This window comes from Bradyrhizobium sp. LTSP885, assembly GCF_000938305.1.
Taxonomy (GTDB): Bacteria; Pseudomonadota; Alphaproteobacteria; order Rhizobiales; family Xanthobacteraceae; genus Bradyrhizobium.
In genome coordinates, this window is sequence record NZ_JYMT01000042.1 from 303940 (window position 1) to 329886 (window position 25947).

Annotated in this window: 20 protein-coding genes; 13 read left to right on the top strand and 7 right to left on the bottom strand. The window is 64.6% G+C overall.

Going from position 1 to position 25947, the window contains the following annotated elements; genetic code table 11:
- Window positions 1-111: 111 nt before the first annotated feature.
- A complete protein-coding gene (locus tag UP09_RS30475) occupies window positions 112-5319 on the top strand; it encodes an alpha-2-macroglobulin family protein (RefSeq protein WP_044542041.1) in 5208 nt (1735 codons plus the stop codon).
- On the top strand, window positions 5316-7430 hold the full coding sequence (gene pbpC, locus UP09_RS30480; RefSeq protein WP_044542042.1) for a penicillin-binding protein 1C: 2115 nt from the start codon (window positions 5316-5318) through the stop codon (window positions 7428-7430). The genes UP09_RS30475 and pbpC overlap by 4 nt, the downstream gene beginning before the upstream one ends.
- Window positions 7431-7435: 5 nt before the next feature.
- Here pbpC and UP09_RS30485 read toward each other — a convergent pair whose 3' ends face one another.
- A complete protein-coding gene (locus UP09_RS30485) occupies window positions 7436-8251 on the bottom strand; it encodes an aspartyl/asparaginyl beta-hydroxylase domain-containing protein (RefSeq protein ID WP_050043687.1) in 816 nt (271 codons plus the stop codon).
- A gap of 147 nt (window positions 8252-8398) precedes the next feature.
- Here UP09_RS30485 and UP09_RS30490 point away from each other — a divergent pair, with 147 nt between their 5' ends.
- The 5 genes from UP09_RS30490 (at window position 8399) to UP09_RS30510 (ending at window position 14073) form a co-directional block, all read left to right on the top strand.
- The gene (locus UP09_RS30490; protein WP_044542043.1) at window positions 8399-10141 is read left to right on the top strand and encodes an ArnT family glycosyltransferase; all 1743 of its coding nucleotides are present in this window, start codon (window positions 8399-8401) and stop codon (window positions 10139-10141) included.
- A gap of 1 nt (window position 10142) precedes the next feature.
- A complete protein-coding gene (locus UP09_RS30495; RefSeq protein ID WP_044542044.1) occupies window positions 10143-10988 on the top strand; it encodes a phosphatase PAP2 family protein in 846 nt (281 codons plus the stop codon).
- A gap of 64 nt (window positions 10989-11052) precedes the next feature.
- Entirely contained in the window at window positions 11053-11832 is a 780-nt protein-coding gene (locus UP09_RS30500; RefSeq protein ID WP_502689100.1) for a glycosyltransferase family 2 protein, read from the top strand.
- Window positions 11832-12170: a lipid-A-disaccharide synthase N-terminal domain-containing protein gene (locus UP09_RS30505; protein WP_044542045.1), complete on the top strand. Its 339-nt coding sequence runs from the start codon at window positions 11832-11834 to the stop codon at window positions 12168-12170. The genes UP09_RS30500 and UP09_RS30505 overlap by 1 nt, the downstream gene beginning before the upstream one ends.
- 235 nt (window positions 12171-12405) lie before the next feature.
- Window positions 12406-14073, top strand: coding sequence for a M23 family metallopeptidase (locus tag UP09_RS30510; protein ID WP_082070348.1), 1668 nt, complete (start codon window positions 12406-12408; stop codon window positions 14071-14073).
- A 14-nt stretch (window positions 14074-14087) separates the two neighbouring features.
- On the opposite strand, the gene UP09_RS30515 is transcribed toward UP09_RS30510, so the two are convergent.
- Complete coding sequence (locus tag UP09_RS30515) at window positions 14088-14495, bottom strand: MarR family winged helix-turn-helix transcriptional regulator (protein ID WP_044542047.1); 408 nt, start codon at window positions 14493-14495, stop codon at window positions 14088-14090.
- 48 nt (window positions 14496-14543) lie between these two features.
- On the opposite strand from UP09_RS30515, the gene UP09_RS30520 reads away from it, so the two are divergent.
- The 4 genes from UP09_RS30520 (at window position 14544) to dapA (ending at window position 18191) form a co-directional block, all read left to right on the top strand.
- Window positions 14544-15323 carry an alpha/beta fold hydrolase gene (locus UP09_RS30520; protein ID WP_052833260.1) on the top strand — a complete coding sequence of 260 codons (780 nt, stop codon included), beginning with the start codon at window positions 14544-14546 and terminating at the stop codon, window positions 15321-15323.
- Window positions 15324-15393: 70 nt separating this feature from the next.
- On the top strand, window positions 15394-16071 hold the full coding sequence (locus UP09_RS30525; RefSeq protein WP_044542670.1) for a GntR family transcriptional regulator: 678 nt from the start codon (window positions 15394-15396) through the stop codon (window positions 16069-16071).
- 29 nt (window positions 16072-16100) lie between these two features.
- Window positions 16101-17273 carry a glycoside hydrolase family 88 protein gene (locus tag UP09_RS30530; RefSeq protein WP_082070349.1) on the top strand — a complete coding sequence of 391 codons (1173 nt, stop codon included), beginning with the start codon at window positions 16101-16103 and terminating at the stop codon, window positions 17271-17273.
- Window positions 17274-17291: 18 nt separating this feature from the next.
- Complete coding sequence (gene dapA / locus UP09_RS30535) at window positions 17292-18191, top strand: 4-hydroxy-tetrahydrodipicolinate synthase (RefSeq protein WP_052833262.1); 900 nt, start codon at window positions 17292-17294, stop codon at window positions 18189-18191.
- 60 nt (window positions 18192-18251) lie between these two features.
- Here dapA and UP09_RS30540 read toward each other — a convergent pair whose 3' ends face one another.
- Complete coding sequence (locus tag UP09_RS30540; RefSeq protein ID WP_044542049.1) at window positions 18252-19940, bottom strand: Na/Pi cotransporter family protein; 1689 nt, start codon at window positions 19938-19940, stop codon at window positions 18252-18254.
- A 237-nt stretch (window positions 19941-20177) separates the two neighbouring features.
- Between UP09_RS30540 and UP09_RS30545 the strand changes: the two genes are divergently transcribed.
- Both UP09_RS30545 and UP09_RS30550 read left to right on the top strand, forming a co-directional pair.
- Entirely contained in the window at window positions 20178-20423 is a 246-nt protein-coding gene (locus UP09_RS30545; protein ID WP_044542050.1) for a PilZ domain-containing protein, read from the top strand.
- A gap of 170 nt (window positions 20424-20593) precedes the next feature.
- Complete coding sequence (locus tag UP09_RS30550) at window positions 20594-21418, top strand: tetratricopeptide repeat protein (RefSeq protein WP_044542051.1); 825 nt, start codon at window positions 20594-20596, stop codon at window positions 21416-21418.
- Window positions 21419-21443: 25 nt separating this feature from the next.
- Here UP09_RS30550 and UP09_RS30555 read toward each other — a convergent pair whose 3' ends face one another.
- Genes UP09_RS30555 through cpaB form a run of 4 tightly spaced genes read right to left on the bottom strand, consistent with a single transcriptional unit; the run spans window position 21444 to window position 25776 of the window.
- Complete coding sequence (locus UP09_RS30555) at window positions 21444-22715, bottom strand: AAA family ATPase (RefSeq protein ID WP_044542052.1); 1272 nt, start codon at window positions 22713-22715, stop codon at window positions 21444-21446.
- Entirely contained in the window at window positions 22712-23452 is a 741-nt protein-coding gene (locus UP09_RS30560; RefSeq protein ID WP_044542053.1) for a CpaD family pilus assembly protein, read from the bottom strand. Before UP09_RS30560 ends, UP09_RS30555 begins: the two co-directional genes overlap by 4 nt.
- A gap of 28 nt (window positions 23453-23480) precedes the next feature.
- On the bottom strand, window positions 23481-24956 hold the full coding sequence (locus tag UP09_RS30565; RefSeq protein ID WP_082070397.1) for a type II and III secretion system protein family protein: 1476 nt from the start codon (window positions 24954-24956) through the stop codon (window positions 23481-23483).
- Window positions 24957-24972: 16 nt separating this feature from the next.
- Complete coding sequence (cpaB, locus tag UP09_RS30570) at window positions 24973-25776, bottom strand: Flp pilus assembly protein CpaB (protein WP_044542055.1); 804 nt, start codon at window positions 25774-25776, stop codon at window positions 24973-24975.
- Window positions 25777-25947: the final 171 nt, after the last annotated feature.

The following is a 25947-nucleotide window of genomic DNA, read 5'->3' on the forward strand; positions in this document are numbered from 1 at the left end:
GCTGTATGCGACTTTTCAGCCCGTTCATGTCAGCGCCATGAGTCCGTCACCTTTTCGCGCACTTTTGCGTCCCACGCGGCTGTCGTCCGCGGGGCCTTTGGGAGCTCCATCATGATCGGCTTGGTTCGTGTCGCTGCAATCTGTGCCGCGCTGGTGCTTGGTATTAGCTTGGCGCAGGCTGCGGACAAGGCCTTCAAGCGCGACGACCTCGCCGATTCCGCGATCAAGCTGGAGGCCCAGATCAAGAGCGAGGCGGGCGCCGTCAACAAGGGCGCGGCAACGCTCAAGAGCGACGCCGACGCCGCGTTCAGGCGCAACGATTTCCGCTCCGGCCTGCAGATCCTCGGCCAGATCGCCGCTGCTACGCCGGAGGACGGCGCCAACTGGCTGCGGCTGGCAAAGACCATCTTCCAGATCCGCTCGGCCAGCTCCAGCGAACAGACTTTCCTGATGGAGCGGGCCTCGACGGCCGCTTACATCGCCTATCAGCGCGCCGGCAATCCGGGCGAGGAGGCCGATGCGCTGGCCGTGCTCGGCAAGGCGCTGTCGGAGCGCAAGCTGTGGCGCCCGGCGCTGGATGCGCTGCGTCTGTCGCTCGACCAGCGCGAGGTGGCCGACGTCCGCGGCCAGTATGAGAAGATGCGGGACGAGCACGGTTTCCGGTTGCTCGATTACAGCGTCGATTCCGATTCCGCCTCGCCGCGGGCCTGCTTCCAGTTCTCGGAGGATCTCGCAAAGCGCGTCGACTTCGCGCCGTATTTGGCGCTGGCCGGTACCGACAAGCCGGCTCTCTCGGCCGAAGACAAGCAGCTCTGCGTCGACGGGCTGAAGCATGGCGAGCGCTACAACATCAATCTGCGCGCCGGACTGCCGTCTGGTGTCAAGGAGGGCTTGCCGAAATCGGCCGAGTTCAACATCTATGTCCGCGACCGCAAGCCGTTCGTGCGCTTCACGGGGCGTGCCTATGTGCTGCCGCGCACCGGACAGCGCGGTATCCCGGTGGTCAGCGTCAACACGCCGGCGGTGAAGATCGACGTGTTCCGGATCGGCGATCGCAATCTGATCAACACGGTGATCGATAGCGACTTCCAGAGCGCGCTGAGCCGCTACCAACTCTCCGATCTCGGCGATCAGCGCGGCGTCAAGGTGTGGTCCGGCGAGCTTGCGACCGCGACCACGCTGAACCAGGACGTCGTCACCGCGTTCCCGGTCGACCAGGCGCTCGGCGATCTGCAGCCGGGCGTCTATGTCATGACCGCCGCACCCAAGAGCCCGGGCAACGACGAAGACAGCTCGCTGGCGACGCAATGGTTCATCGTCTCCGACATGGGCCTGTCGGCGTTTTCAGGCAATGACGGGATCCACGTCTTCGTCAACTCGCTGGCCTCGACCGAGCCGGTCGCCAACGCCGAGGTGAAGCTGGTCGCCCGCAACAACGAGATTCTGGCAACCCGGAAGTCCGACGCGGCCGGCCACGTGCTGTTCGAGTCCGGGCTGGCGCGCGGCGAGGGCGGGCTGTCGCCGGCGCTGCTGACGGTCACGAGCGACAAGGCCGACTACGCCTTCCTCAGCCTGAAGACCAACGCGTTCGACCTCAGTGATCGTGGCGTCGCCGGGCGGACGATTCCGGCCGGCGCCGACGCCTTCGTCTATGCGGAGCGCGGCGTCTACCGCTCCAACGAAACCGTCTACCTCACCGCGTTGCTGCGTGACGGGCAGGGCAATGCCCTGACCGGGACGCCGCTGACCATGGTGATCGAGCGGCCCGATGGCGTCGAATTCCGCCGCGCCGTGCTGCCCGACCAGGGCGCTGGCGGCAGGACGCTCTCGGTCGCGCTGAACTCGGCGGTGCCGTCGGGCACCTGGCGGGCTCGTGTGTTCACCGATCCGAAGGGCAATTCGGTCGGCGAAACCACCTTCATGGTCGAGGATTACATCCCCGAGCGGATCGAATTCGACCTTTCGGCCAAGGACAAGCTGATCAAGGCTGAAGTTCCGGTTGAACTCGGGGTCAGCGGGCATTTCCTCTACGGCGCGCCGGCCTCGGGCCTGCAGCTCGAAGGCGACATGCTGGTGGCGCCCGCGGCCAATGGCCGGCCCGGCTACCCCGGCTACCAGTTCGGCGTCGACGACGAGAAGACCGCCAGCAACGAGCGGACCCCGATCGAGGGCCTGCCGGAGGCCGACGCCAATGGCGCGGCGACCTTCCCGGTGAAGCTGGACAAGGCACCTGGCTCGACCCGGCCGCAGGAGGCCCAGATCTTCATCCGCATGGCGGAGACCGGCGGCCGCTCGGTCGAGCGCAAGATCGTGCTGCCGGTGGCGCCCGCGACCTCGCTGATCGGCGTCAAACCTGCCTTCGGCGACAAGAGCGTCGCCGAGGGCGACAAGGCCGATTTCGACGTCGTGTTCGTCGCCCCCGACGGCAAGCAACTGCCGCGGGACGGGCTGCGCTATGAACTGTTGAAGATGGAGTCGCGCTACCAATGGTACCGGCAGAATTCGTCGTGGGATTACGAGCCGGTCAAGTCGACCAAGCGCGTCGCCGATGGCGATGTGAATCTTGCGGCCGACAAGCCGCTGCGGCTGACGTTCCAGCCGCAGCCCGGCCGCTACCGGCTTGATGTGAAATCGACCGATGCCGACGGCCCGCTGACCTCGGTGCAGTTCGATGTCGGCTGGTATTCGGACGGCAGCGCCGACACGCCGGATCTGCTGGAGACCTCGATCGACAGGCCGCAATATGCCTCCGGTGACACCATGACCGTGTCGGTCAATGCGCGCACCGCTGGCAAGCTCTCGGTCTATGTGCTCGGCGACCGCCTGCTGACGACCCAAAGCGTCGACGTCAAGGAGGGCACCCAGCAGGTCAAGCTCCCGGTGGCTAAGGATTGGGGCACCGGCGCCTATGTGATGACGACGCTGCGCCGGCCGCTCGATGCTGCCGCCGGGCGGATGCCGGGCCGCGCGATCGGGCTGAAATGGTTCGGCATCGACAAGAAGACCCGCACGCTCGCGGTCGAGCTCACGCCACCGGCGCTGGTGCGGCCGGGTTCGACGCTGAAGATCCCGGTCAAGCTCGGCGGGCTCAATCCCGGCGAGGACGCCAAGGTGGTGTTGGCTGCGGTCGACGTCGGCATCCTCAACCTGACCAACTACAAGCCGCCGGCGCCTGACGATTACTATCTCGGCCAGCGCCGGCTCACCGCCGAGATCCGCGACCTCTATGGGCAATTGATCGACGGCATGCAGGGCACAGCCGGCCAGATCAGGAGCGGCGGCGACGCCGGTGGCGCCGAGCTGCAGGGCTCGCCGCCGACGCAAAAGCCGCTGGCGCTGTATTCCGGCATCGTCACGGTCGGCCCTGACGGTACCGCCGAAGTGAGCTTCGACATCCCCGAATTCGCCGGCACCGCGCGGGTGATGGCGGTGGCGTGGAGTGCGACGAAACTTGGCCGCGCCACTGTTGATGTGACGGTGCGCGATCCCGTGGTGCTGACCGCGACATTGCCGCGCTTCCTGCTCACGGGTGACAAGGGCACCATGAGCATGGACATCGACAATGTCGAAGGCGCCGGCGGCGACTACGCCGTCAGTGTCAAGACGAGCGGTCCGGTCAAGGTCTCGGGCAATCCGACCACGACAGTCAAACTCGCCGCCAAGCAGCGCTCTTCGCTGGCGCTCGGTCTCGAGGCCGGTGGCTCCGGACGCGCCGAGTTCGACGTCGATATAGCTGGCCCGAACGGACTGACGCTGGCGCGGCACTATGCGCTCGACGTCAAGCCGGCAACGCAGGTGCTGGCGCGCCGCTCGGTTCGCACATTGGCGAAGGGCGAAAGCCTGACGCTGACCTCGGACATGTTCTCCGACCTCGTCCCGGGCACCGGCAGCGTGTCGATCTCGGCGAGTCTCTCGACCGCGCTCGATGCCGCGAGCATCCTGAAAGCCCTCGACCGCTATCCGTATGGCTGCTCCGAGCAGATCACGAGCCGCGCGCTGCCGCTGCTCTATGTCAACGATCTCGCCGCCGGCGCGCATCTCGCGATGGATACCGCGGTCGATCAGCGCATCCGCGATGCGATCGATCGGCTGCTGGCCCGACAAGGCTCCAACGGCTCGTTCGGCCTGTGGTCGGCGGGCGGCGACGATGCCTGGCTCGATGCTTACGTGACCGACTTCCTGACCCGGGCCCGCGAAAAGGGTTTTGCGGTGCCGGACGTGCTGTTCAAGACCGCACTGGATCGTGTGAGGAACTCGGTGGTCAACGCCAACGAGCCGGAGAAGGACGGCGGCCGCGATCTGGCCTACGGCCTCTACGTGCTCGCGCGCAATGGCGCAGCGCCGATTGGCGACCTGCGCTATCTCGCGGATACAAAACTGAGCAATCTGGCGACGCCGATTTCCAAGGCGCAACTTGCCGCGGCACTGGCGCTGGTCGGCGACAAGGCGAGGGCCGAGCGCGTCTATGCGAACGCGCTCGACGCGCTGAACCCGAAACCGGTGCTCGAGTTCGGCCGGGTCGATTACGGCTCGGCGCTGCGCGATGCCGCGGCGCTGGTCTCGCTCGCCGGCGAAGGCAACGCGCCGCGCGCAACGCTGACCCAAGCCGTGCTGCGGGTCGAAGCGGCGCGCGGGCTGTCGCCCTACACCTCGACGCAGGAGAATGCGTGGATGGTGCTGGCGGCGCGCGCGCTCGCCAAGGAGACGCTGGCGCTCGATATCAACGGCCAGAGCGTCAAGACCGCGGTCTATCGCAGCTACAAGGCCGAGGAGATGGCGAGCCAGCCGCTCAAGCTTACCAACACCGGCGATGCGCCGGTGCAGGCGGTGATCTCGGTGTCGGGCTCGCCGGTGACCCCGGAACCCGCGGTCGCCAACGGCTTCAAGATCGAGCGCAGCTATTTCACGCTCGACGGCAAGCCAACCGACGTGAGCAAAGCGAAGCAGAACGATCGCTTCGCCGTGGTGCTGAAGGTCACGGAAGCAAAACCGGAGTTCGGGCACATCATGGTGGCGGACTATCTGCCGGCCGGGCTCGAGATCGACAACCCGCGTCTGGTGTCATCAGGGGATTCCGGCACGCTCGACTGGATCGAGGACGGCGTCGAACCCAAGGACACCCAGTTCCGCGATGACCGCTTCACTGCGGCGATCGACCGGGCCGCCAACGACAAATCGGTGTTCACGGTCGCCTATGTCGTGCGCGCGGTGTCGCCGGGCAAATACGTGCTGCCACAGGCCTATGTCGAGGACATGTACAACCCCTCGCGCTACGGCCGCAGCAGCACCGGCGCGGTCGAGGTCAAGTCGGCGAAATGAGCGGGACCGTGACCATAGCGTCGGCGCGCAGATCGCGCTGGCGATGGCTCAGGGTGACGGCGGCGATCTGTCTTGTCGCGACGCTGGTCGTGACTGGTGCCTTCGCGACCTGGGTCGCTTCGCTCGGACCGTTGCCACTGGCCGAGGCAAAGCAGGTTTCGACCTCGGTCGTCGACCGCAACGGAAAACTGCTGCGCGCCTACGCGATGGCGGACGGGCGTTGGCGGTTGCCGGTCGATGCCAAGGCCGCGGTCGATCCCACCTATCTGAAGCTGCTGTTCGCCTATGAGGACAAGCGTTTCTACGCGCATCACGGCATCGATCCACTGGCGCTGTCGCGCGCCGCATTCCAGCTGCTTACAAGCGGCCACATCGTCTCCGGCGGCTCGACCATCACGATGCAGCTGGCGCGGCTGATGGAGCCGCGGCAGCAGCGGTCGATTTACGCAAAACTGCGGCAGATGGTGCGTGCGGTCGAGCTGGAGCGGCAGCTCTCCAAGGACCAGATTCTCGATCTCTACCTCGCGCTGGCGCCGTTCGGCGGCAATCTCGAAGGCGTGCGGGCTGCCTCGATCGCCTATTTCGGCAAGGAGCCGAAGCGGCTGTCGCTCGCGGAGGCCGCGCTGCTGGTGGCGCTGCCGCAATCGCCGGAACGGCGGCGGCTCGACCGCTATCCAGAAGCCGCACACATCGCGCGTGACCGCGTGCTCGACCGCATGGTCGGGGACGGCACGGTGTCGATGGACGACGCGGCGCAAGCCAGGGCCGTGCCGGTGCCAAAGATGCGTAACCAGATTCCGATCCTGGCACCGCATTCCGCCGATCAGGCAGTCGCGACGATCAAGGATCAACCTGTCATCAAGCTGACGCTGGATGCCACGCTGCAGAAGAACCTGGAGGCGCTGGCGCGCGACCGCGCGATTGCGCAGGGACCGGACGTCTCGGTCGCGATCATCGCGGTCGACAATGCGACCGGCGACGTGCTGGCGCGCGTCGGCTCGGCCGATTATTTCGACGAACGACGGGCAGGCCAGGTCGACATGTCCCGCGCGGTGCGCTCGCCGGGCTCGACGTTGAAGCCGTTCATCTATGGCCTCGCCTTCGAGGATGGTTTTGTCCATCCCGACAGCCTGATCGAAGATCGTCCGATCCGCTTCGGCACCTACGCGCCGGAAAATTTCGACATGACGTTCCAGGGCACGGTGCCGGTGCGCAAGGCGCTGCAATTTTCGCTGAACGTGCCGGCGATCGAACTGCTCGATCGCGTCGGCGCGAGCCGTCTGTCGTCGCGGCTGAAGCAGGCCGGTGCTAACCTGGTGCTGCCCAAGGATGAAGTGCCCGGCTTGGCAATGGGCCTCGGCGGTGTCGGCGTGACGCTGCAGGATCTGGCGCAGCTCTATGCCGGGCTGGCGCGGCTCGGCGCCACAACGCCGCTGCGCGAGATCGTGCGGGCCAATGACATCAGGGAAACCATGCGGCTGATGGATCAGGCCGCGGCCTGGCAGGTTGGCAACGTCTTGCTCGGCACGCCGCCGCCGGAAAACGGCGTGCATGGCCGGATCGCGTTCAAGACCGGCACCAGCTACGGTTATCGCGACGCTTGGTCGCTCGGCTTCGACGGCCGCATCACCATCGGCGTCTGGGTTGGCCGTCCGGACGGCGCGCCGGTGCCCGGCCTGGTCGGCCGTTCCGCGGCGGCACCGATCCTGTTCGACGCCTTCGCCCGCACCGGCAAGGTGCCGGCGGCGCTGCCCAAGCCGCCGCGCGGCGTGCTGGTCGCAAGCAATGCGAAGTTACCCCTGCCGCTTCGGCGCTTCCGCCCGCTCGGCGAACTGGTCCGCAGCGGCAACGATTCTGCTCCGCACATCCAGTTCCCGCTGAACGGCTCGCGCATCGACGTCGATCATTCCGATGATGGCCGCCTTGCGGCGATGCCGGTCAAGGTCGCCGGCGGCGTGCTGCCGCTGACGGTGCTGGTGAATGGTGTCTCAGCCGGAGACATCGACAGCCGGCGCCAGCGCCTGATCGATCCGCCGGGGCCGGGCTTCGCCCGTGTCACCGTGATCGACGCGACGGGTGCGGCCGATACCGTCGTGATCCGGGTGCAGTAAACGCTTTAGCGGATGAACGACCAGTTCTTGTAGAACACGGTCTTGAATGAGGCCGCGATCACGGCCGCGCCGGCGATCGCCGCGTCGAAGACGGGCTGCAAATGGTTCGGGCGGACGATGTCCATGAACAGGCAGTAGCGCGCCTGGTCGACATCGTTGACCGACTGGTGGAACAGCGTGTCATCGAACATGAACAGCGGCTGGTTCTTCCAGTAATGGGTCTTGTCGTCGACATTGATGAAGACGCCGTCGCTGTCGATCGGATCGAGATTGTAGAGCACGCGGAAGGTCAGGCGCAGCGGACCGAAATGCCATGATGTCTTTTCGCGCTGGTTGAACACCGACACCGCGATGGTCTTGATGTAGCGGTAGTCCTGTTCGAAGGCAGGAATCCGCACGGTGATATCCTGCTTCCGTGCGAACCATTTGAACGTCAGCATGCCGCGCTTGCGGTCGCCCAGCACTTCGGCGACGCGCGCCTTGATCAGGTCGCCATTCTCGACGAACGCCTTGACGCAGGCTTCGACCTCGGCGCGATGCGCAGCCGGGAGATCTTCAAGCCGGTAGGTGCCGAGGTTTCGGGCCGACAACAGGTCCGCCAGCAGGTTGATCGGCGACAGCAGCCAGGTCGGGATGCCGTTGCCGAGGAAATACTTCTCGGCCATGTCGGGCGTGACCTTGAAGTGCCGTTTGATGTCGAGGGCGCCGCAGACCAGGAAAAACAAAACGAGATAGGGCACCAGATAGAGCAGGGGGACCAGCACAAGCAGCGCCACTGCGTAGCGCCGGACCCGCTTCCGGGTATTTCGGTCGATTGCCATGGTCAATATCTGCTTAACGGGTCGAAAAACGTGGTGAACTGAACGGTGATACCCTTTATGCCGTCCCCGGCACCGCGGCAAGGCGGGAGACGGGGAAAGACCGAATGCGGTGTTGTTTGCAGTGCGGTTTCATCGTATGCGAAAAACATGGTTGAAACCCTCCAGCCCCGCCGCTTCGGAGCAGGCCAACAGTCTGTAAAGCCTGCGCATTCCAGCCGCAGGCTGTTCATGGCGTTCGAGTTCGCGACGGCCAGCCACCCGCGCGCGGTTCTGTTCCTGCTGTTGTGCTGTTTGGTGCTGTTTCTGCCCGGCTTCTTCACCATCCCGCCGATCGATCGTGACGAGGTGCGCTTTGCCCAGGCGACCAAGCAGATGGTCGAAAGCGGCGATTACGTCGACATCCGCTTCCAGGACGATGTCCGCTACAAGAAGCCGGTCGGCATCTACTGGCTGCAGGCGGCGTCACTGAAGACCGTTGCAGCGCTCGGCCTGCCACGGGCGCAGGTGCGGATCTGGGTCTACCGCATGCCATCGCTGATCGGTGCCATCGGCGCGGTACTCCTGACCTACTGGACGGCGCTTGCCTTCGTGACGCGGCAAGGCGCGGCCTTGGCCGCGTTGATGCTCGCGAGTTGCGTGCTGCTGGGCGGCGAGGCGCGGCTCGCCAAGACCGATGCGATGCTGCTGTTCACCGTCACAGCGGCGATGGGCGCGATGGCGCGGGTCTATTTGTCGTGGCAACGCGGCGAGGACCCCGCGCATCCGCCATGGGGACCCCCTGCGATCTTCTGGACAGCGCTGGCGGTCGGTATCCTGATCAAGGGACCGCTGATCCTGATGTTCGTCGGCCTCGCGATGGTGGCGCTTGCCGTCCTCGACAGGTCGGCGGCCTGGTTTTTGCGCATGCGCCCGGTTTGGGGCCTGATGTGGATGCTGGTGCTGGTGCTGCCGTGGTTCGTGCTGATCTTCCTGCGCGCCGGCGACACCTTCTTTGCAGATTCCGTCGGCGGCGACATGCTGAGCAAGCTCGGGGCGCAGGAATCCCATGGCGCTCCACCCGGGCTCTATCTGCTGCTGTTCTGGGTCACGTTCTGGCCCGCTGCGCCGCTTGCCGGCATGGCCGCGCCGGCGGTCTGGCGGGCACGGCGGGAGCCCGGCGCGCAGTTTCTGCTGGCCTGGCTGATCCCGTCCTGGATCGTGTTCGAGGCGGTTCTGACCAAGCTGCCGCATTACGTGCTGCCGCTCTATCCGGCGATCGCGATCCTGACCGCGGGCGCGCTCGAGCGGCGCGTGCTGTCGCGCTCCTGGCTGGTGCGGGGCGCGGCGTGGTGGTTTGCGATCCCCGCGCTTGGCGCGGTGCTGGTGACGGCAGGGGCGATCAAGCTGATTCACCAGCCGGTGTTTCCGGCCTGGCCATTATTCGCGGTCGCGATGGTGTTCGGCCTGGTCGCCTGGTGGCTGTTCGAGGAGAGCCGCGCCGAGCGCTCGCTGCTTAACGCCGTGATCGCCGCGGCATTGTTGGCGGGTGGCACCTATGGCGTGGTGGTGCCGCGGCTCACGACGATGTTTCCAAGCCAGGAAGTGGCGCGCGCGCTGCGAAATGTGACCTGTGTCGGTCCGAAAGCCGCCGCGGCCGGGTACCTGGAGCCGAGCCTCGTGTTCATGACCGACACCTCGACCCTGCTCACGGATGGATCGGGTGCGGCCGATTTCCTGGGGCAGGGCTCCTGCCGCTTTGCGCTGGTCGAACAGCGCTCGGAACGCGCCTTCGTGCAGCGCGCCGAGGCGATCGGGCTGCGCTACGAAGCACCGGTGCGCGTCGAGGGTTACAATATCTCGCAAGGCAAGGCGGTCTCGATCGCGATCTTCCGCTCCGAAGGGACGGAATGACATGCCGACGGCGCCAGCAACGGCGGAATCCGCGAATTATGTCGGCCGATTGCTGACGCTGGTCTGGCTGTCCTTCGCCCAGCTGGTGCGCGCGCCATCGCATTCGCGCCGCGCCGAAGCCGCGCGGCGTTCGGCACGCCACGTGCTGCTGCTCGTCGTCATCATCGGTGCGGTGATCCTCACGCTGATGTACGCCGTCGACGTCGAAGAGATCAGCTTGATGCCGCCGCGCGGCACGCCAAGCCTGTGGTGGGCGCGCATCCTGACTGATTTCGGCAAGGACACGCACGTGATGTGGACGCTCGGTGTCTTGCTGATCGTGGTTGCATTGGCGGCGCCCGCGTTGCGCGGCGTGTCGCGCGCGACGTTGCTAGGCCTCGGAACGCGGCTGCAATATCTGTTTCTGTCGGTGGTGTTCTCGGTGGCTGTGGGTGAACTGATCAAGTGGATCGTTGGCCGAGGCCGGCCCTTTGTTGGCGGCAAGGCCAATGCCTTCAACTTCCAGCATTTCGCGGGCACCGAGGCCTATGCGAGCTTTCCGTCGGGACATTCGATCACGGCGTTCGCGCTGGCATTTGCCGTATCCGCCGTGTGGCCACGGACGCGTATCGTCATGCTTGTCTATGCGCTCGTGATCGTTGCGACCCGGCTGGTGCTGCTGGCGCATCATCCGAGCGATGTGGTGGCCGGCGCGCTGGTCGGCGTAACAGGCGCAATGGCCGTGCGCTACTGGTTCGCCGCCCGCCGCCTTGGTTTCGCCATCGATCGCGACGGCGCGATTGTGGCGTTGTCCGGACCGTCGGAAGGGCGCCTCAAAAGGGTTGCGGGGAGCGTCTTCGCCCCATAAAAGCGGTCGCCCGACGGGATCGGGCCGGTTCCAGCCGCTGATAACACCAACCACGAGTGCCGAATTGCCTGCTCCCGACCAGACGCCGGTCGCCGTGTCCATCGTCGTGCCCGTGCGCAACGAGGCGGACAATATCGCGCCGCTGATCGCCGAGATCGCAGCGGCGCTCGACGGCCGCTGGGTCTACGAGATTGTCTACGTCAATGACGGCTCGACCGATGCGACGGGCGATCGGCTGGCCGCGATCATGGCGCAGCGGCCCAATCTCAGGCAGCTCCGCCATGCCGTGTCATCAGGCCAATCCGCGGCGGTGCGCAGCGGGGTGCGGGCCGCGCGCGGCGCGATCGTGGCGACGCTCGACGGTGACGGACAGAACAATCCGGCGTTCCTGGCTGATCTGATCGCTGCGGTCGAGAGCGGAGGCGGCCGCGTCGGCCTCGCCGCAGGCCAGCGCGTGGGGCGCAAGGACACCGGCTTCAAGAAAATCCAGTCGCGCATCGCCAACGCCGTGCGCGGCGCGATCCTGCGCGACGGCACCCGCGACACCGGCTGCGGATTGAAGGCGTTCCCACGCGAGGTGTTCCTGTCGATGCCCTATTTCGACGGGCTGCACCGCTTCCTGCCGGCGCTGGTCCGCCGCGAAGGCTTCGCGATCGCCTATGTCGACGTTGTCGACCGGCCGCGCCATGCCGGCGTCTCGAACTACGGGTTCTTCGACCGGCTCTGGATCGGGATCATGGATCTGATCGGTGTGTGGTGGCTGATCCGCCGCAAGAAGCCAACGCCTGTCGTCACTGAGGTGACGGACGTCACTGAAGTGCCTGATGTAACCGAGGTGAAGTGATGCTGATTCAATTCGGCCAGGCGCTGAGTGCCTATTTTTACGACGTCTTCATCGCCAAGTTCGATTTCTGGCTGGCGTTCGGCCTCGTCGCGCAATTGCTGTTTACCGCGCGCTTCCTGGTGCAGTGGATCTCCAGCGAACGCGCCGGCCAGAGCGTGGTGCCGATGGCGTTCTGGTTCTTCTCGATGGGCGGCGGGTTGATGACGTTGGTCTACGGCCTCGCCAAGCGCGAGCCCGTCATCATCATCGGCCAGGGCCTCGCCACGCTGATCTATATCCGCAACATCATGCTGATCGTGAAGAGCCGCGGCAAGGCATCGAAGGCGCTCGATCGCTGATCTCTACGGAATCCGGAGCGCACAGCGTCAATTGCGACCAAATCCAAGCGAAGGTCAAAGAATCGCCTCAGAGCATGTCATTCATCATGCCGGTTCGGCGCCGATGATCGGCTGCCGCGGGGCGTGAGAAGTGAGTGTGCATTCGCGGAAGAGGGATGAGGTCCGATCGAGTAACGAGCCACCGCTGAACAGCGCGAGCGAATTACCGGATCGGCGAAAAATCAGCTTCCGTTGGATGGCTGCGACCGTTCTTATGGGAGGCGCCGCCCTGGCCCTGCTTGGTGGTGCGCTGCGCGGTGCACTGGGCAACCGCGCTCAATTCGCTGTATCGCCCGTCACGTCCTTTCCAAGTCTGGCGGAGCAGGTGGTTGACGAGGCCCATCGTGGTGACCGCTTGGATCGGACGTCCGTCGCACCGGGCAGTCCGTCTGCGATCAGGATCGAACAGCTGAGCGATGCAGGCTCGGTCCGCCCGTTTACGCGTGTGTCAGCCCGGCTCGCGCAGCTTGATCCCGAACCGCAAAGTGTCAATCATCGCGAGCCGGTGGGAGAGGGCGACAACGATAAGCCAGCTGGCGAGCAACAGACGCTGTTGTCGCAATTGCCGCCGATCATCCGAGACGGGGCGTCGCACCGAAAGTTGCCGGACAGCGTTGGCTCCTATGTTGACGCCGAAGAAGCGCGGCAGCCGCTAATTTCCATCGACGGGGCTCTCAACGTATCCAACGTTCCGGAACGGCCTTCTTCCTCCGACAGCCATCGACATGTTGTGATCGCCAGAAGTGGTGACACGCTTTCGGGCGTTCTGCGCGCGGTGGCGACGGGAAAGGAGGACGAGCAGGCCATCCTTGCGGCTGTTCCGTGGCCTGATGGCGGAGCGGCGTTGTCCAGTGGCGAGAAAATCACAATCATCGAACAGAACAGAGATGCCGTCTTGCCCGAGCGGCACATCTTGAAAGTGTCGATCAAACGGACAGATTCAACCGTCGTCGCTGTCGGTCGTACCGACACAGGCCGATACCAGGCAATCGTGCCGGAGCGGCCGGGCGTGGCCTCACGCAACGATGACTTGCTGCGTGTTTCGACCGACATGCATTCTGTCCCAGGCGAGACGTTGCGTGACGGGCTTCAGGCGCTTGCACGCTCCAATCACGTCGACGAAGCGATCGTTGCTGAATTCATGCGGCTCTGCAGCCGCGATTTCGACCTCGACGGGCCGCTCGGCGATTCGGATATGGCCAATATCATTTATGCCCCGAACGAACTTGGCCAACCCGAGCTGGTGTTCGTCGACTTGACGGCCGGTGGGCAGACGCACCGCTATTATCGCTTCGCGGCGCCGGACGATGGCAGTTCGGATTTCTATGATGATGACGGACATTCCGTCACCAAGTTTCTATTGCGCAAGCCGGTCGTCAGCGGTCGCCTCGGCGACGGCTTTGGTTGGCGTATTCATCCGATCCTGGGGGACCGCCGCTTCCACGAGGGCGCCGATTTTGCGGCACCCTATGGTTCGCCAATTGCGGCAGCGGGCGCCGGCGTCGTCGAGACCGAGGGATACGAACGCGGTTACGGGAAATATATCCGGGTCCTCCACGATCGCGGTTATGAGACGACCTATGCCCACATCGCTGATGTCCCGCCCGGGCTGAAGGTTGGCGACCGTGTTCGCCAGGGAGAGACGATCGCCTACGTCGGATCGACGGGGCTCTCGACAGGGCCGCATCTCTATTATGAAGTCCGGATCAACGGCCGCAACGTCGATCCGCTTCGGATGAAATTGTCGGGCGGCCGGGACCTGCAAGGCGATCTCCGTGGCGCTTTCGATCGCCAGCGCGAAAGTATCGATCAACTCGCGTCCGCCTCCACGTCTCCGCACCGGTACTTCGGCTCCGAGCACTGACCCCTTGGGGTTTTTCAGGCCAGCAGTTTGGCGAGGAGGCGGCCGAGCGTGTTCCGCTCGTCTTCGTCCAGAGATGCGAACGACAGGGCAAGCACCTTCATGACCCGCTTGCGGCCCTCGCGGAGAAGCTCGGTTCCTCGCGGTGTCAACCGATGGTGGGTTACGCGCCCAGGGCCTTGAAACCTTTCGATCAGTCCAACGCGCAGCAGGCGGGCCGTCAGCGTCCCGAACGCCTGATCGGAATTGAAGCTCAGTTCGGCCAGCCGATGCATAGAGGCACCGGGATTCCGCTCGATCTCGCGAAGAGCGCTCCACTGGACGAGGCTGATGCCCATGGCGGCGAGACTGGCGTCGAGCCCACGATGATGGCGGTACTGGGCCGTCTTGATGAGCAGGCCAACATCCTCGCTTGTGTATCTCATATCAATATGATTATATCAAGATATTGATATGTCAAGCGGAGCGAAGATATGGCTATTGCGCGTCACACCGTCGACCTGTTCGCAGACACGCTGCACCTGTCCTTTGCCGAGGCCGGCGCGGGACGCTGCTTTCTGCTGCTGCATGGGGGAGCGGGCCCGGCCTCGATGTATGGGCTGGCCGAATCCCTTTCGGCGAAGGCGCGTGCGGTCGTACCGATCCATCCAGGTTTCAATGGTGAGCCACGGCCGGAGCGCTTCGGCCGGATCGATGATCTGGTCCTGGCTTATCTGTCGTTGATCGAGCGATTGGACCTGCGGGACGTCGTGCTGGTTGGCAACTCGGTGGGCGGCTGGATCGCGGCCGAGATGGCGCTACGCCTGTCGCCAAGGCTCGCAGGTGCGGTCTTGATCAATTCGGTGGGGATCGACGCTGGGACGCCGGAGCTATCGATCGTCGATCCCACCGCTGTGCAGCCGGCGGAACGTGCCGCTCTTGCATTCCACAATCCCGAAAAATTCGCCTTCGCAGCGTCGACGCCGGAAGCGGCGGCAGCGATGGTGGAGAACCAGAAGGCGCTGCGGGCCTATGCCGGTGAGCCCTTCATGCACGAGCCGACGCTGCTTTCGCGCCTGGCGAAGATGCCGATCCCGACGCTGGTCATCTGGGGCGAAAGCGACCGTATCGTCCGCCCGGATTACGGCCGCGTGCTGGCCTCCAGCATTTCCCACGCACGCTTCGCGCCGGTGGCCGCGGCCGGCCATTTCCCGCAGATCGAGCGGCTGGAGGAGGTCGAGCGCCTGATCAGCGACTTTGTCGGCCGACTTTGAAGGGTTGACGAAACCGAGCGCGCCTATATCCTGTCGACAATCGACCCTCGACAGGATGACTGGACGCAAGATGGACCTGAAACCCCCGGCGCGCATGGCGTTAGGCGACTCAGTGGCCAACATCCTTCGAAACGCGATTCTTGATGGGTCCTTGCGGCCGGGGGATCCGCTCCACGAGAACGTCCTGACGCAACAATTGTCGGTCAGTCGCTCGCCGATCCGCGAGGCGTTGCTTCAGCTCGAACAAGAGCGGCTGGTGGACAGTCGGCCCAACAAATCCGCAGTCGTCCGGAAGCCGTCCCCTGAGGAAATCCGTCAGGTCTATACGATCCGATCTGCGCTGGAGGGGATTGCGGCGCGCTGGGCTGCCGAGAAGGCGACACCGGCCTTGGTGGCAGAACTGCGACGAAGGGCCGATGACTTGAACGACGCGACGATCGCCTCCGAAGCAGGCGACGATCCGGCAGTCCTCGGTCAAGCAATCGATTTTCATGCGGCCGTTGCCGAAGCCGCGGGCTCTGCGGAACTCCAGCGCTTGCTTGAAGGTCTTCGCAATCAGATCAAGCATGTCATGGCGGTCGGCCTCGCGAGCCTAACCAGCCGTCGTGCGGGAGAAATTCACGCGGAGCATCTCGCGCTCATTGATGCGATTGCCGAGCAGGATGGGGACCGAGCCGAGCGCCTTGCGTCCGCCCACGTTCGTGGTGCGCGTGACCGGCTTGTCGCTGAAGCTGACGCGACTGATTGAACGACCAAACCAGAATCGGCTGACGGAAAATGGACCACGGTTTCCGACGATTGCTGGAGAATGCGCTCGGATCTCTCTGCGCGGGAGCCGATGGCATTTGTAAGGAGATGACGCCAAGTGGCGGGGTCCCCCGCCTGAATTACATGACCGGCGGTTATACGTGGGACCGAGAGTATGTCTGGGATAGCTGGGCGAACTTTCAATGGGCCGGCTTCCTGGCCGGCCGACTGTGGCTCCTGTACGAGCTGACGCGAAACCAGCGCTATGGCGACGCGGCCATGCAGATTTGTGATCGTATCGGCCCCGTTCTCGCGAAGCATCCGACGCTGTTTTCCTCGACCGGCATCGACATGTATTACGCTCTCACGCTGGGCTATCAGATATCGAAGCGCGAAGAGCTCCGGCGATGGGCGTTTTCCGGCGGAGAGAATTTCGCCAACATCTTCGATCGGAAGGCTGGCGCGTTTCTCCAGATCGCCGGCGCGAACCGTATCGTCATCGATACCGGCCTCAACCTTCCATCGATGCTGTGGGCTTCACAGTGGGAGCCGGACCGCGCCGCCCTGGCGTATCGCCATCTCAATACCGTGCTTGAAATGGGGCTGGTTCGTGCTGACGGCTCGACCTGTCACGCCGCCGCGCTCGATCCAGAGACCCGTGCAGTGACCGGCCTCTTCAGCCTGCAAGGGTGGAGCGACGATAGTGTCTGGGCGCGCGGGCAGGCCTGGGGAATGCTCGGCTTTGCTCATGCCTATGAGGCAGGTCGGCAATCGCAGTATCTTGAGGCGGCGCAGCGGGCGGCCGATTGGTATGTGGACAATGCACCGCAGGGCTGGGTGCCGCGCTACGATTATCACGATCCGAACCGTGAGAATCTACCGTACGACTCTTGTGCCGCCTGCATCGCCACCGCTGTCCTGCTGCGGCTCGCACGGTGGCTGCCGGATAGAGCCGACCAATATCGAACCGTCGCCCGGGAAACCCTTAAGGCACTGCTTTCCAATTTCCTCACGGCCGGCGGCGTTGTGCTGCACGGAACGTGGGGAAGGATGCGGCACGTCGAGGTAGGCAAGCCGCGGCTCGGGCGATTCCCGCAGGAAGACGTCATGCCTTATGGCAATTATTGGATCGCCGAATGCCTCTTCCGCGAGTTGTCGAACGACTGGTCCATCCTTGCACTCGACGCCGCCGGCAGTCGTTGAACAGAGGAAAGCAACACCATGAAATTCACGCCGAGGGGAATCTACACGGCCATCGTCACCCCGTTTACGGAGTTGGATGAATTCGACGAGCCGACATTTCGCAGGCTGATCGACTTTCAGATCGACGCCGGCGTGGCCGGCCTGCTCGTCATCGGCGGAAGCGGAGAGTTTGTTAGCCTCACACCTGCTGAGCGGGAACGCGTGATTGAGGTCGCCATAGATCATGTAGCGGAGCGCGTACCGGTCATCATCGGTGCTTTGGCTCCGGGGACGCGCGAGGTTCAGGAGACGGTGCGCCGCGCCGCCAAAGTCGGTGCCAGTGCTGCGCTTGTCTTGCCCTCTTACTACATCAAGCCCAGCGCCGCCGGCATCCATGAACACTTTGTGCGTGTGGCTGATACGGCGGACATTCCGATCGTTGCCTATAACAACACGTCCCGAACCGGCATCACGCTCGATGTAGCCTTGCTGGAGAAATTGGCGACGATCTCTTCCATCGTCGCGCTGAAGGAATGCGAACGCGATCTCGCCGTCGTCGCCACAAAGATCAGGGCCGTCGGGGATCGCATCGCGATCATGTCAGGAGACGACGATCTCGGCTTTCCGACATTTCTCCTGGGAAGTCCCGGCGGCATCTTCACGACGGCAAACCTGATTCCCGCATTTCACCGAAATCTGTTCGAGGCCACGGTGAATTCCAATATCGCGATTGCGCGTGCCGCGCATTACGCGCTCCTGCCGCTGGTGGAGGCCCTCTACACGGCTGATCATCCTGGGCCGCTCAAGGACGCAATGGCACTGATCGGATATCAGGTAGGTCGGGCTCGCGCTCCCCTGCAACGCGCAACGGCGGCGAACCTGGAGCGGGCGAAGATCGCCCTGCAAAGGTTGGATGCTATCTCGTTCGAACAGCCCTAAGTCGGCGCAGGCGATGCCAAGCACGCCGCCCTTCCGCGAATGCGTCTTGAAACGCTGTGGTCAGGATCGGCCGGGTGCCGGCGCCGGGAGCTCTGCGGCCACCGCCGCGCTGGCGCGATCGGCCGCGGTCTCGCCGGTGGCGTCGAGCACGGGATAGGCGACCGAGCAGATGTGCGAATGGATGCGGCGGAGGTCGCGCAACACGTCGAGATGCAGCGACGTGGTCTCGATCGTTTCGGGCCGGCCTTCACGCAACCGATCGAGATGCCGTTCGGTGGCGGCCAGTTCGGCCGTGCGCAACGCGGCCTTCTCGGCGAGCAGCTTGCGCGCCTCGGTGACGTCGCCGGACATGAATACGCCGAACCCGGCCCGCAGCGAATCGATCGTTCGCTTGTGGAAGGCGGACAATTCCTCGGCGCCCTCGCTGGAGAATTGCAGGCGGCGCTTGATCTTCTTGGTCGCGAGCTCGCTCAGATTCTTGTCGATGATGTCGCCGATATGCTCCAGATTGATCGCAAAGGCGACGATCTCCATGGCGCGCTGGCCCTCGCGCTCGTCGAGGCTGCCGCGGGTGAGCTTTGTCACGTAGAGCTTGATCGCCTCGTTCAGGCTGTCGACGTTGTTGTCCATCCGCGACACCTGGTCGACCAGGGCGCGGTCGTTGGTCATCATCGCCGCCATCACCTTGCGCAGCATAACCTCGACATGGTCGCCCATATGCAGCACCTCGCGCGAGGCGTCGGCCAAGGCAAGCGAGGGCGTCTCCAGCGCGCTCTCGTCGAGATAGCGCGGCCGTGACGGATCGGTCTCCTGGACGCGCTTCGGCAACAGCCGCTTCAGTAGCCGCGCCATGCTGTCGAGGAATCCGATGAAGAGGATCGCGGTTGCGACGTTGAAGACGACGTGGAATTGCGCGGTTGCCTTGGCCAGATCCGGCTGCCAGGCGTGAATGTGCTCGGTGATCGGACGCAGGAACGGCGCCACCAGCAGGATGCCGACGACGCGATTGACGAGATTGCCGAGGGGCAGGCGATAGCTTGCCGGATTGTCGCGGTGCGCGCCCTCCATCAGCGGATTGATGGCGCTGCCGAGATTGGCACCGAGCACCAGCGCAAACGCCGCATAGGGCGAAATGAACTGGGAATAGGCCAGCGACATCACCAGCAGCACGCTGGCGACGCTGGAATGCACCAGCCAGGTGACGACGGCGCCGATCAGGATGCAGAGCACGGGATCGCCGGTGATCGCGCTCAGGAAGACCCGCACGCCGGGCGCGTTCTCGGCCGGCGCCATTGTGTCGAGCAGGATGTGCAACGCCAGCAGCATCAGGCCGAGCCCGATCGCGACGCGGCCGATGTCCTTGATCCGGGAACGGGGCCCGCTGCGGAACGCGACCAGGCCGAGGATGAACAGCACCGGCGCGACGGCCGCGACATCGAACGACAGGACCTGCACGATCAGGGTGGTGCCGACATTGGCGCCCAGCATGATCGCTAGCGCCGGCACCAGGCTGACCAGCCCTTCCGCGGTAAAGGAACTCGTGATCAGGGCGGTCGCGGTCGAGCTCTGGAGCAGGGCGGTCAGGCCGAGGCCAGCGGCAAAGGCGGTGAACCGGTTGTTCAGCGCCTTGGCCAGCAGCAGCCGCAGGTCAGGGCCGAAGGCGCGCAAAATCCCGCTGTGGACCATGTGAAGGCCCCACAGCAGCAGCGCGACGCCCCCCATCAGATCGAGCAGAACAAGGCTTCCCATGCGTGTTGGCATCCCCTGGAAAATCGAGTCGAAGGGGTTACGCTACCGCCAAATAACCGGGGATCAACCCCTTTTTGTTCTCTTCGGAACCCGCTTAGGGCAGGCGCTGCGGCGCGGGCGGTAAATGAACCCGGAAGACAATTGCTCAATTGCGAGATGTTCCACTAGGCAGTTCCCAATCTTTCCCCGCTATCACTGACGGAACGAAGATTGTCCAACAAAGGCTTGGGGATCAGGATGTTTGCAAATCGCCGCCAGAGCGAACGCCGTGCGTGCCGAAATGTCGCCAAAATCCAGATGGGGACGGGCTCGCTGCCGCGTGACTGCATGATTACCGATATCTCGTCCGGCGGCGTCAAGGTGATCGCCGAATATCTGGAGATTCCAGAGGAATTCACCATTATCCTGTCGTCCGGCGGCCCCCGCCAATGCCGTCTGGCCTGGCGGATCGGGCACGAATTCGGCGCCCAGTTCGTCGACTGATCGCACGATTGACAGAAGAGGCCGCAAAAGCGGCGGCCTCGCCGCGACCGGTGTTGCCTCCCGGCGATTTCGGCGGCGCTGACATGACGGCGCTATGATACCAAACTTAACCGGAACTTAGGGTTAAGCTGTGAGCATCGCGGAACCTTTGGTGTTCCGAGTCCCTGTTGATGCTCCAGAAATCACCCCGACAAATAAGCCGCGCGAGCCGTCTCGCTTGTGTGGCCTCGGCCGCGATCCTGTTGATCGGGTTGTCCGCTTGCCAGACGTCGGGGCCGTCTGACATCACCGGGTCATTGGGCGACAAGGCGGACCCCAGCCAGGCTTCTGCCGATCCCCGCGGCGATATCGAGACCTATCGCGATCGGGTCCGTGCCAACCCCAAGGATGCCGACGCCACGCTGAAATACGCCAAGGCGTTGCGCGCCACCGGCCAGCGGGCGCAGGCGGTCGCGATGCTCGAGCAGGCGGTGATGGCCCAGCCCGGCAACAAGGCACTGCTCGCCGGCTACGGACGCGCGCTCGCCGACAACGGCAATTTCCAGCAGGCGTTCGACGTGCTCGGGCGGGCCCACACCCCGGAAGATCCGGACTGGCGAATCCTCTCCGCGCAGGGCGCCGCGCTCGATCAGCTCGATCGCCATGACGAGGCGCGGCAGTACTACACCAGCGCGCTGAAGATCAGGCCGGACGAGCCTTCGGTGCTCTCCAATCTCGGCCTGTCCTACCTGCTCTCCAAGGACCTGCCAAAGGCCGAGGAGACGTTGCGCCGTGCCCGGGAGCACGCACCCGGCGACATGCGTGTGCGAACCAATCTGGCGGTCGTGGTCGGCCTGCAGGGCCGTCAGTCCGAGGCCGAAACCATCATGAAGGCCGATTTGGCACCGGAGGAGGGGGCGGCCAATGTCGCCGCGCTGAAGCGGCTGCTGTCGCGGAAGGACGCGAGCCGGACCGATACGGACAAGATTCCGATCGCCAGCCACCGCAACGATTAGGCGCACCAGCCAGTAACGGCGGCGATCATCCTGCGGCCCTGCGTCCGTCGTCGCGACGCCCCTGCAGCTTCTTGAGGATTGGCGACAGGAAGGACTCGCGCGCTTCAGCGAGGTCCGGACGGCCGGTCAGGCGCTGCGCGATCTGCAGAAAGGTCTTCGTGGTGCGGTGACGCGCGGAAACTTCCGCGATCATCTGGCCGTTGTTGGCGGCCTCACCGAACAGCCGGCAGTCGAACGGAATCGTCGCGATCGGCTGGCTTTCGATCGTCTTGGCGAAGTCCTTGACCTCGATTTCCGGGCGCTTCGGCATGCCGACCTGGTTCAGGCAGTAAAGCGGCGGCCGGTCGTTGGGGCGGGACGCCTTCAGCAGGTTCATCATGTTCTTGGCGTTGCGCATGTTGGCGAGATCAGGCTCGGCGACGATCAGGATGTCGTCGGCGCCGACCAGCACGCGCTTGGTCCAGGCGGTCCATTGATGCGGGACGTCGAGCACGATGCATGACGTGGTCATGCGCATCGTATCGAAGATCGCATCGAACGCGTCGGCGCCGAAATCGTAGACCTGGTCCAGGGTCGCCGGGGCCGCCAGCAGGCTGAGATGGTCGCCGCATTTGGAGAGCAGGCGCTCCATATAGGCGGTGTCGGGCCGCTCGGGCGAGAACACCGCGTTGGCGATGCCCTGCGTTGGATCCTGGTTGTAATCGAGGCCGGCGGTGCCGAAGGCGAGGTCGAGATCGATGACGACGGAGTCGAGGCCGATGTCGCGCGCGATGGTCCAGGCGACGTTGTGCGCAACGGTCGATGCGCCGACGCCGCCCTTGGCGCCGGCGACTGCGATCAGGCGGCCGACGGAGACGGCTTCAGACGCCGAGAACAGGCTGCAGATCGAGCGCACGATGTCGAGCACCTGCACCGGCCCGATGACGTAGTCGTTGACGCCGCGGCGCACCAGCTCGCGATAGGGCGCGACATCGCTGGCACTGCCGAGCACGACGACGCGGGTGCCGGGATCGCAGACCCCGGCGAGATCGTCGAGGCCGGCGAGGAAATCCTTGTCAGGCTCGGTTTCCAGCACGATGACGTTGGGCGTCGGAGCCTTGTGATAGGTTTCCACCGCTGCGGCGATGCCGCCCATATGGACGGAGAGGTGAGCCTTGGCGAGCCGGCGGTCCGCGGCGGCGGCGCGTGCGGTCGTTGCCGTTGCGACGCTGGCGCAGAAGGCCTGCACCGAGATGCGCGGCGCCGGCGCGATGTAATCGTTGGCGTGCGATTGCTCGTCTTGGGGTTGGGCGGTCATTTGCCTGCGTCGCTCAGCTTGGCCTTGTCGGTGTCGGGATAGGCGGTCGCGGTCGCGGTGCCCTTGCGATATTTCTCGAACGCGATCGCGCGGCGCGGCGCATATGGGGCAGTCTCGCTGCGCGGCTGTTCGAGGTCGGACGGATTGTCGATCATCGCCGCCATGTTGCGCTGGGTGGCGCAGCCGAAATTGTAATATTCCTTGTTCTCATTGTAGGCCGGGTCGTACAGGTTGGGGCCGAGATCGGCCGGCCACAGCCCGCAGGGGCCGGCGACTGCGGCCATCTTGGGATAGCTCAGACGGACGGTGGCAAGCGCGCGCGGATCGTCCGTGTGGTAGGTCCGCCTGGTGATGGCGTGGGCGGGCACGCCCATCGACGCAAGCAGTCCGCGGATCTCCTGATAAACCGACTGTGCGGCGCGCGAGTTCGGCGTATCCACCGGCACGTCGACGGCGATCGATCCGGTGCCCTCGCGGCGCCAGGTGCGGGCCAGTCCCATGACGTCGTCGCGCTGTGTCTCGGTCAGGTTGCCGCGGGCATGGCCGACGAACACGACAATGGACTGTTCGCCTTCGGTGACCGCGATCGGATGGCGCTGCCGGTAATCGTCCGGGACGGTCCCGGTCACGACATCGGTGGTTGTGGTGTTGCAGCCGCCAAGCGTGATCGCCGTGATCACGAGGGCGCCGAACAGCGGCAGCGTTCCGATGCGGCCGGTTTGTTTGTTGCGTGTCATCGTTCGATCCCCCAACCCAAACCCTGCGTCAGTCGATGATGAAGCCGAAATTGACCGGCGTGGCGCCGATCGGCTCGGCACGGGCGGCAACGCCATAGATACGGTTGACGCGCGCCAGCAGCGCCGACTGCGAGTCGGAGGCGGGCGCGAACCCGTCATCCGGACGGGACAGCTCCTTCTGCGCGACGGCACGCACCACATAGGGCGTCACGATGACCATGAGCTCGGTCTCGTCGTTGACGAAGTCCTGGCTCCTGAAGAGCTGCCCAAAGATCGGGATCTGGTCCACACCGGGCATTCCGTTGACGGCCTGCTTGGTCTGTTTCTGGATCAATCCCGCCATCGCGATCGAGCCGCCGGACGGGACTTCCAGGGTGGTGTCCGCGCGGCGGGTCTTGATCGAGGGGATCGTCGTTCCGCCGGCGCCGCCGGTCAACGCGTTGTCCATCGAGACTTCGGAGACTTCGGTCATCACCTTCAGGCTGATCCGCCCTTCCGACAGAACCACCGGCGTGAAGTTGAGCGAGATACCGAACTTCTTGAAGCTGACCGTCTGGACGCAGTTTCCAATCGTGCCCGTCGCCGATGTTTGGCAGGTGACGCCGGTCGGAATCGGAAACTCGCCGCCTGAAACGAAGGTTGCGGACTCGCCCGAGATGGCCGTCAGATTGGGCTCTGCCAACGTCCGCACCACGCCCGCGCTCTCCATCGCGCGCAATGTCGCGGTGACCGAAGGCAGACCCGCCTTGGTCAGGGCCGACGTACTGATTCCGTTGCCGGAGACGAGCGGCCCGTTGTTCGCGGTAAAGGGGTTGCTATTGTTGAAGACAACCGCCGCGGTGCCGTAGTTCATGCTGGCGCTGAGATCGACGCCCAATTGCTTGACAACATCGCGGCGCACTTCGGCGACGGTCACCTTCAGCATCACCTGGTCGCGGTCGCGCACCGCGATCGAGTTGACGACCTTGTCGGCGCTGCCGACCAGTTTTGCCGCGACGTCGCCGGCCTGCTGGGCCTCGACCGGGCTCGACACCGTGCCGGTCAGCACCACGCTGTCGCCAACACCTTCGATATTGACGCCCGGCAGCATCTGCTTCAGCGCGGCGCGCATGCCGTTGAGGTCGCGCTTGATGGCGATGTCGTAGGAGGCGACTTGGTTTCCGTCGGCGTCGAAGAACACCACATTGGTCTGGCCGACGGCGGCGCCGATAATGTAGGCGCGCTGCGCCGAGCGGATCACCGCGTTGGCGATCTTCGGGTCGGCGACCAGAACATCCTTGGCCTCGCGCGGCAGGTCGACCACCACCGACTTGCCGACGCCGAGTGAAACGAAGTGCATCTTCACCGGAATGCTGCTGGTCACCGCGACATCCGCGGTCTTGTCCGAATCTGCTGCGTTAGCCGCAGGCAGCGCCGGGACGAGCGTCAGCGCGGCGACCGCCGAAAACGACAGCAAGCGAACCAGCCCGGTCCGCACCGTCAATTGTCTTGCACCCCAAATCATATCGAAGTCCCCCACATCACTTCTGTGTCGCCTGAGAGCTGAGGATGCCGAAGCGAACCACACTGATGCTCTCGCCCCGCTTCGGGGCCTGTTCGTTGGTCGAAACCTCGACCGAATTGTCTTTGCCGTCGGCGATGCTGCGCAGCGCGAGCGACAGGGTGCCGCTTTGCCGGGCGCGGGCGAGCGTCTCGGCCTGTTCGGGCTTGAGCTCGAGCGTCACGGTCTTGCCGACGAGGGAGTTGCTGCCATCCTTCTCCTTCGGCGCCTGGTCGATCGCGAGCACGCGGACATTGGTCAGCAGGGTTTCGGTGGCAACGACGTCGGAAGCGCCGCGGTCGGGATTCTTCTCCCGTCGCGACAGGATGACGTCGACGCGGTCGTTGGGCAGGATGAAGCCGCCGGCACCGGTCTCCGGCGTGATTTCCGTGGAGATCGCGCGCATGCCGGAAGGCAGGATCGCAGCCATGAAACCGCTGCCGTTGGCCTTGACCAGCTTCTGCTCACGGATCGGTTCGCCGACGATGAAGGGGGCGCGCGCAATCGCGCCGATGACGTCCTTCATGGCGTCGGCATTGGTGTCCTGGCGCATGAAGCCGTTGCTCGCGGCTTCAGCGGGCCAACGCTGCCATTGCACGTCTTCGGGCTTGACCGTCTGACCGAGGCCGATGTCGGACCTCGCCACCAGCACCTCGACAGTCGGAAGCTGGACGACCTGCGCGACAGGAGCCGGCTTGTTGTTGTCGGTTCTGCTTGCGAGATACGTGGCCGCGAGGCCTGCTACGCCGGCGATGGCCAGGACCACGATGCGTGCGGTCTTCATGCGATTGTCTGAATGCCCTTGACAGCGGGCAGTCGCGACCTTGCGGCGGACAGCCCTTCCCGGGAGCATGACTACGGCAGTAAAGGTGTAAGGGAACTTGCCAGGGCGGCCGGCCGGTTAAGGGATTGGTGGGGATGGTGAACGGCTGGTTATCGGCGCCATCGCGACTCC

Coding starts and splice junctions, on each gene's coding strand:
- UP09_RS30475 (WP_044542041.1), top strand. CDS start 112: ATGATCGGCTTGGTTCGTGTCGCTGCAATCTGTGCCGCGCTGGTGCTT.
- pbpC (WP_044542042.1), top strand. CDS start 5,316: ATGAGCGGGACCGTGACCATAGCGTCGGCGCGCAGATCGCGCTGGCGA.
- UP09_RS30485 (WP_050043687.1), bottom strand. CDS start 8,251: ATGGCAATCGACCGAAATACCCGGAAGCGGGTCCGGCGCTACGCAGTG.
- UP09_RS30490 (WP_044542043.1), top strand. CDS start 8,399: ATGGTTGAAACCCTCCAGCCCCGCCGCTTCGGAGCAGGCCAACAGTCT.
- UP09_RS30495 (WP_044542044.1), top strand. CDS start 10,143: ATGCCGACGGCGCCAGCAACGGCGGAATCCGCGAATTATGTCGGCCGA.
- UP09_RS30505 (WP_044542045.1), top strand. CDS start 11,832: ATGCTGATTCAATTCGGCCAGGCGCTGAGTGCCTATTTTTACGACGTC.
- UP09_RS30510 (WP_082070348.1), top strand. CDS start 12,406: ATGGCTGCGACCGTTCTTATGGGAGGCGCCGCCCTGGCCCTGCTTGGT.
- UP09_RS30515 (WP_044542047.1), bottom strand. CDS start 14,495: ATGAGATACACAAGCGAGGATGTTGGCCTGCTCATCAAGACGGCCCAG.
- UP09_RS30520 (WP_052833260.1), top strand. CDS start 14,544: ATGGCTATTGCGCGTCACACCGTCGACCTGTTCGCAGACACGCTGCAC.
- UP09_RS30525 (WP_044542670.1), top strand. CDS start 15,394: ATGGACCTGAAACCCCCGGCGCGCATGGCGTTAGGCGACTCAGTGGCC.
- UP09_RS30530 (WP_082070349.1), top strand. CDS start 16,101: ATGGACCACGGTTTCCGACGATTGCTGGAGAATGCGCTCGGATCTCTC.
- dapA (WP_052833262.1), top strand. CDS start 17,292: ATGAAATTCACGCCGAGGGGAATCTACACGGCCATCGTCACCCCGTTT.
- UP09_RS30540 (WP_044542049.1), bottom strand. CDS start 19,940: ATGGGAAGCCTTGTTCTGCTCGATCTGATGGGGGGCGTCGCGCTGCTG.
- UP09_RS30545 (WP_044542050.1), top strand. CDS start 20,178: ATGTTTGCAAATCGCCGCCAGAGCGAACGCCGTGCGTGCCGAAATGTC.
- UP09_RS30550 (WP_044542051.1), top strand. CDS start 20,594: ATGCTCCAGAAATCACCCCGACAAATAAGCCGCGCGAGCCGTCTCGCT.
- UP09_RS30555 (WP_044542052.1), bottom strand. CDS start 22,715: ATGACCGCCCAACCCCAAGACGAGCAATCGCACGCCAACGATTACATC.
- UP09_RS30560 (WP_044542053.1), bottom strand. CDS start 23,452: ATGACACGCAACAAACAAACCGGCCGCATCGGAACGCTGCCGCTGTTC.
- UP09_RS30565 (WP_082070397.1), bottom strand. CDS start 24,956: ATGATTTGGGGTGCAAGACAATTGACGGTGCGGACCGGGCTGGTTCGC.
- cpaB (WP_044542055.1), bottom strand. CDS start 25,776: ATGAAGACCGCACGCATCGTGGTCCTGGCCATCGCCGGCGTAGCAGGC.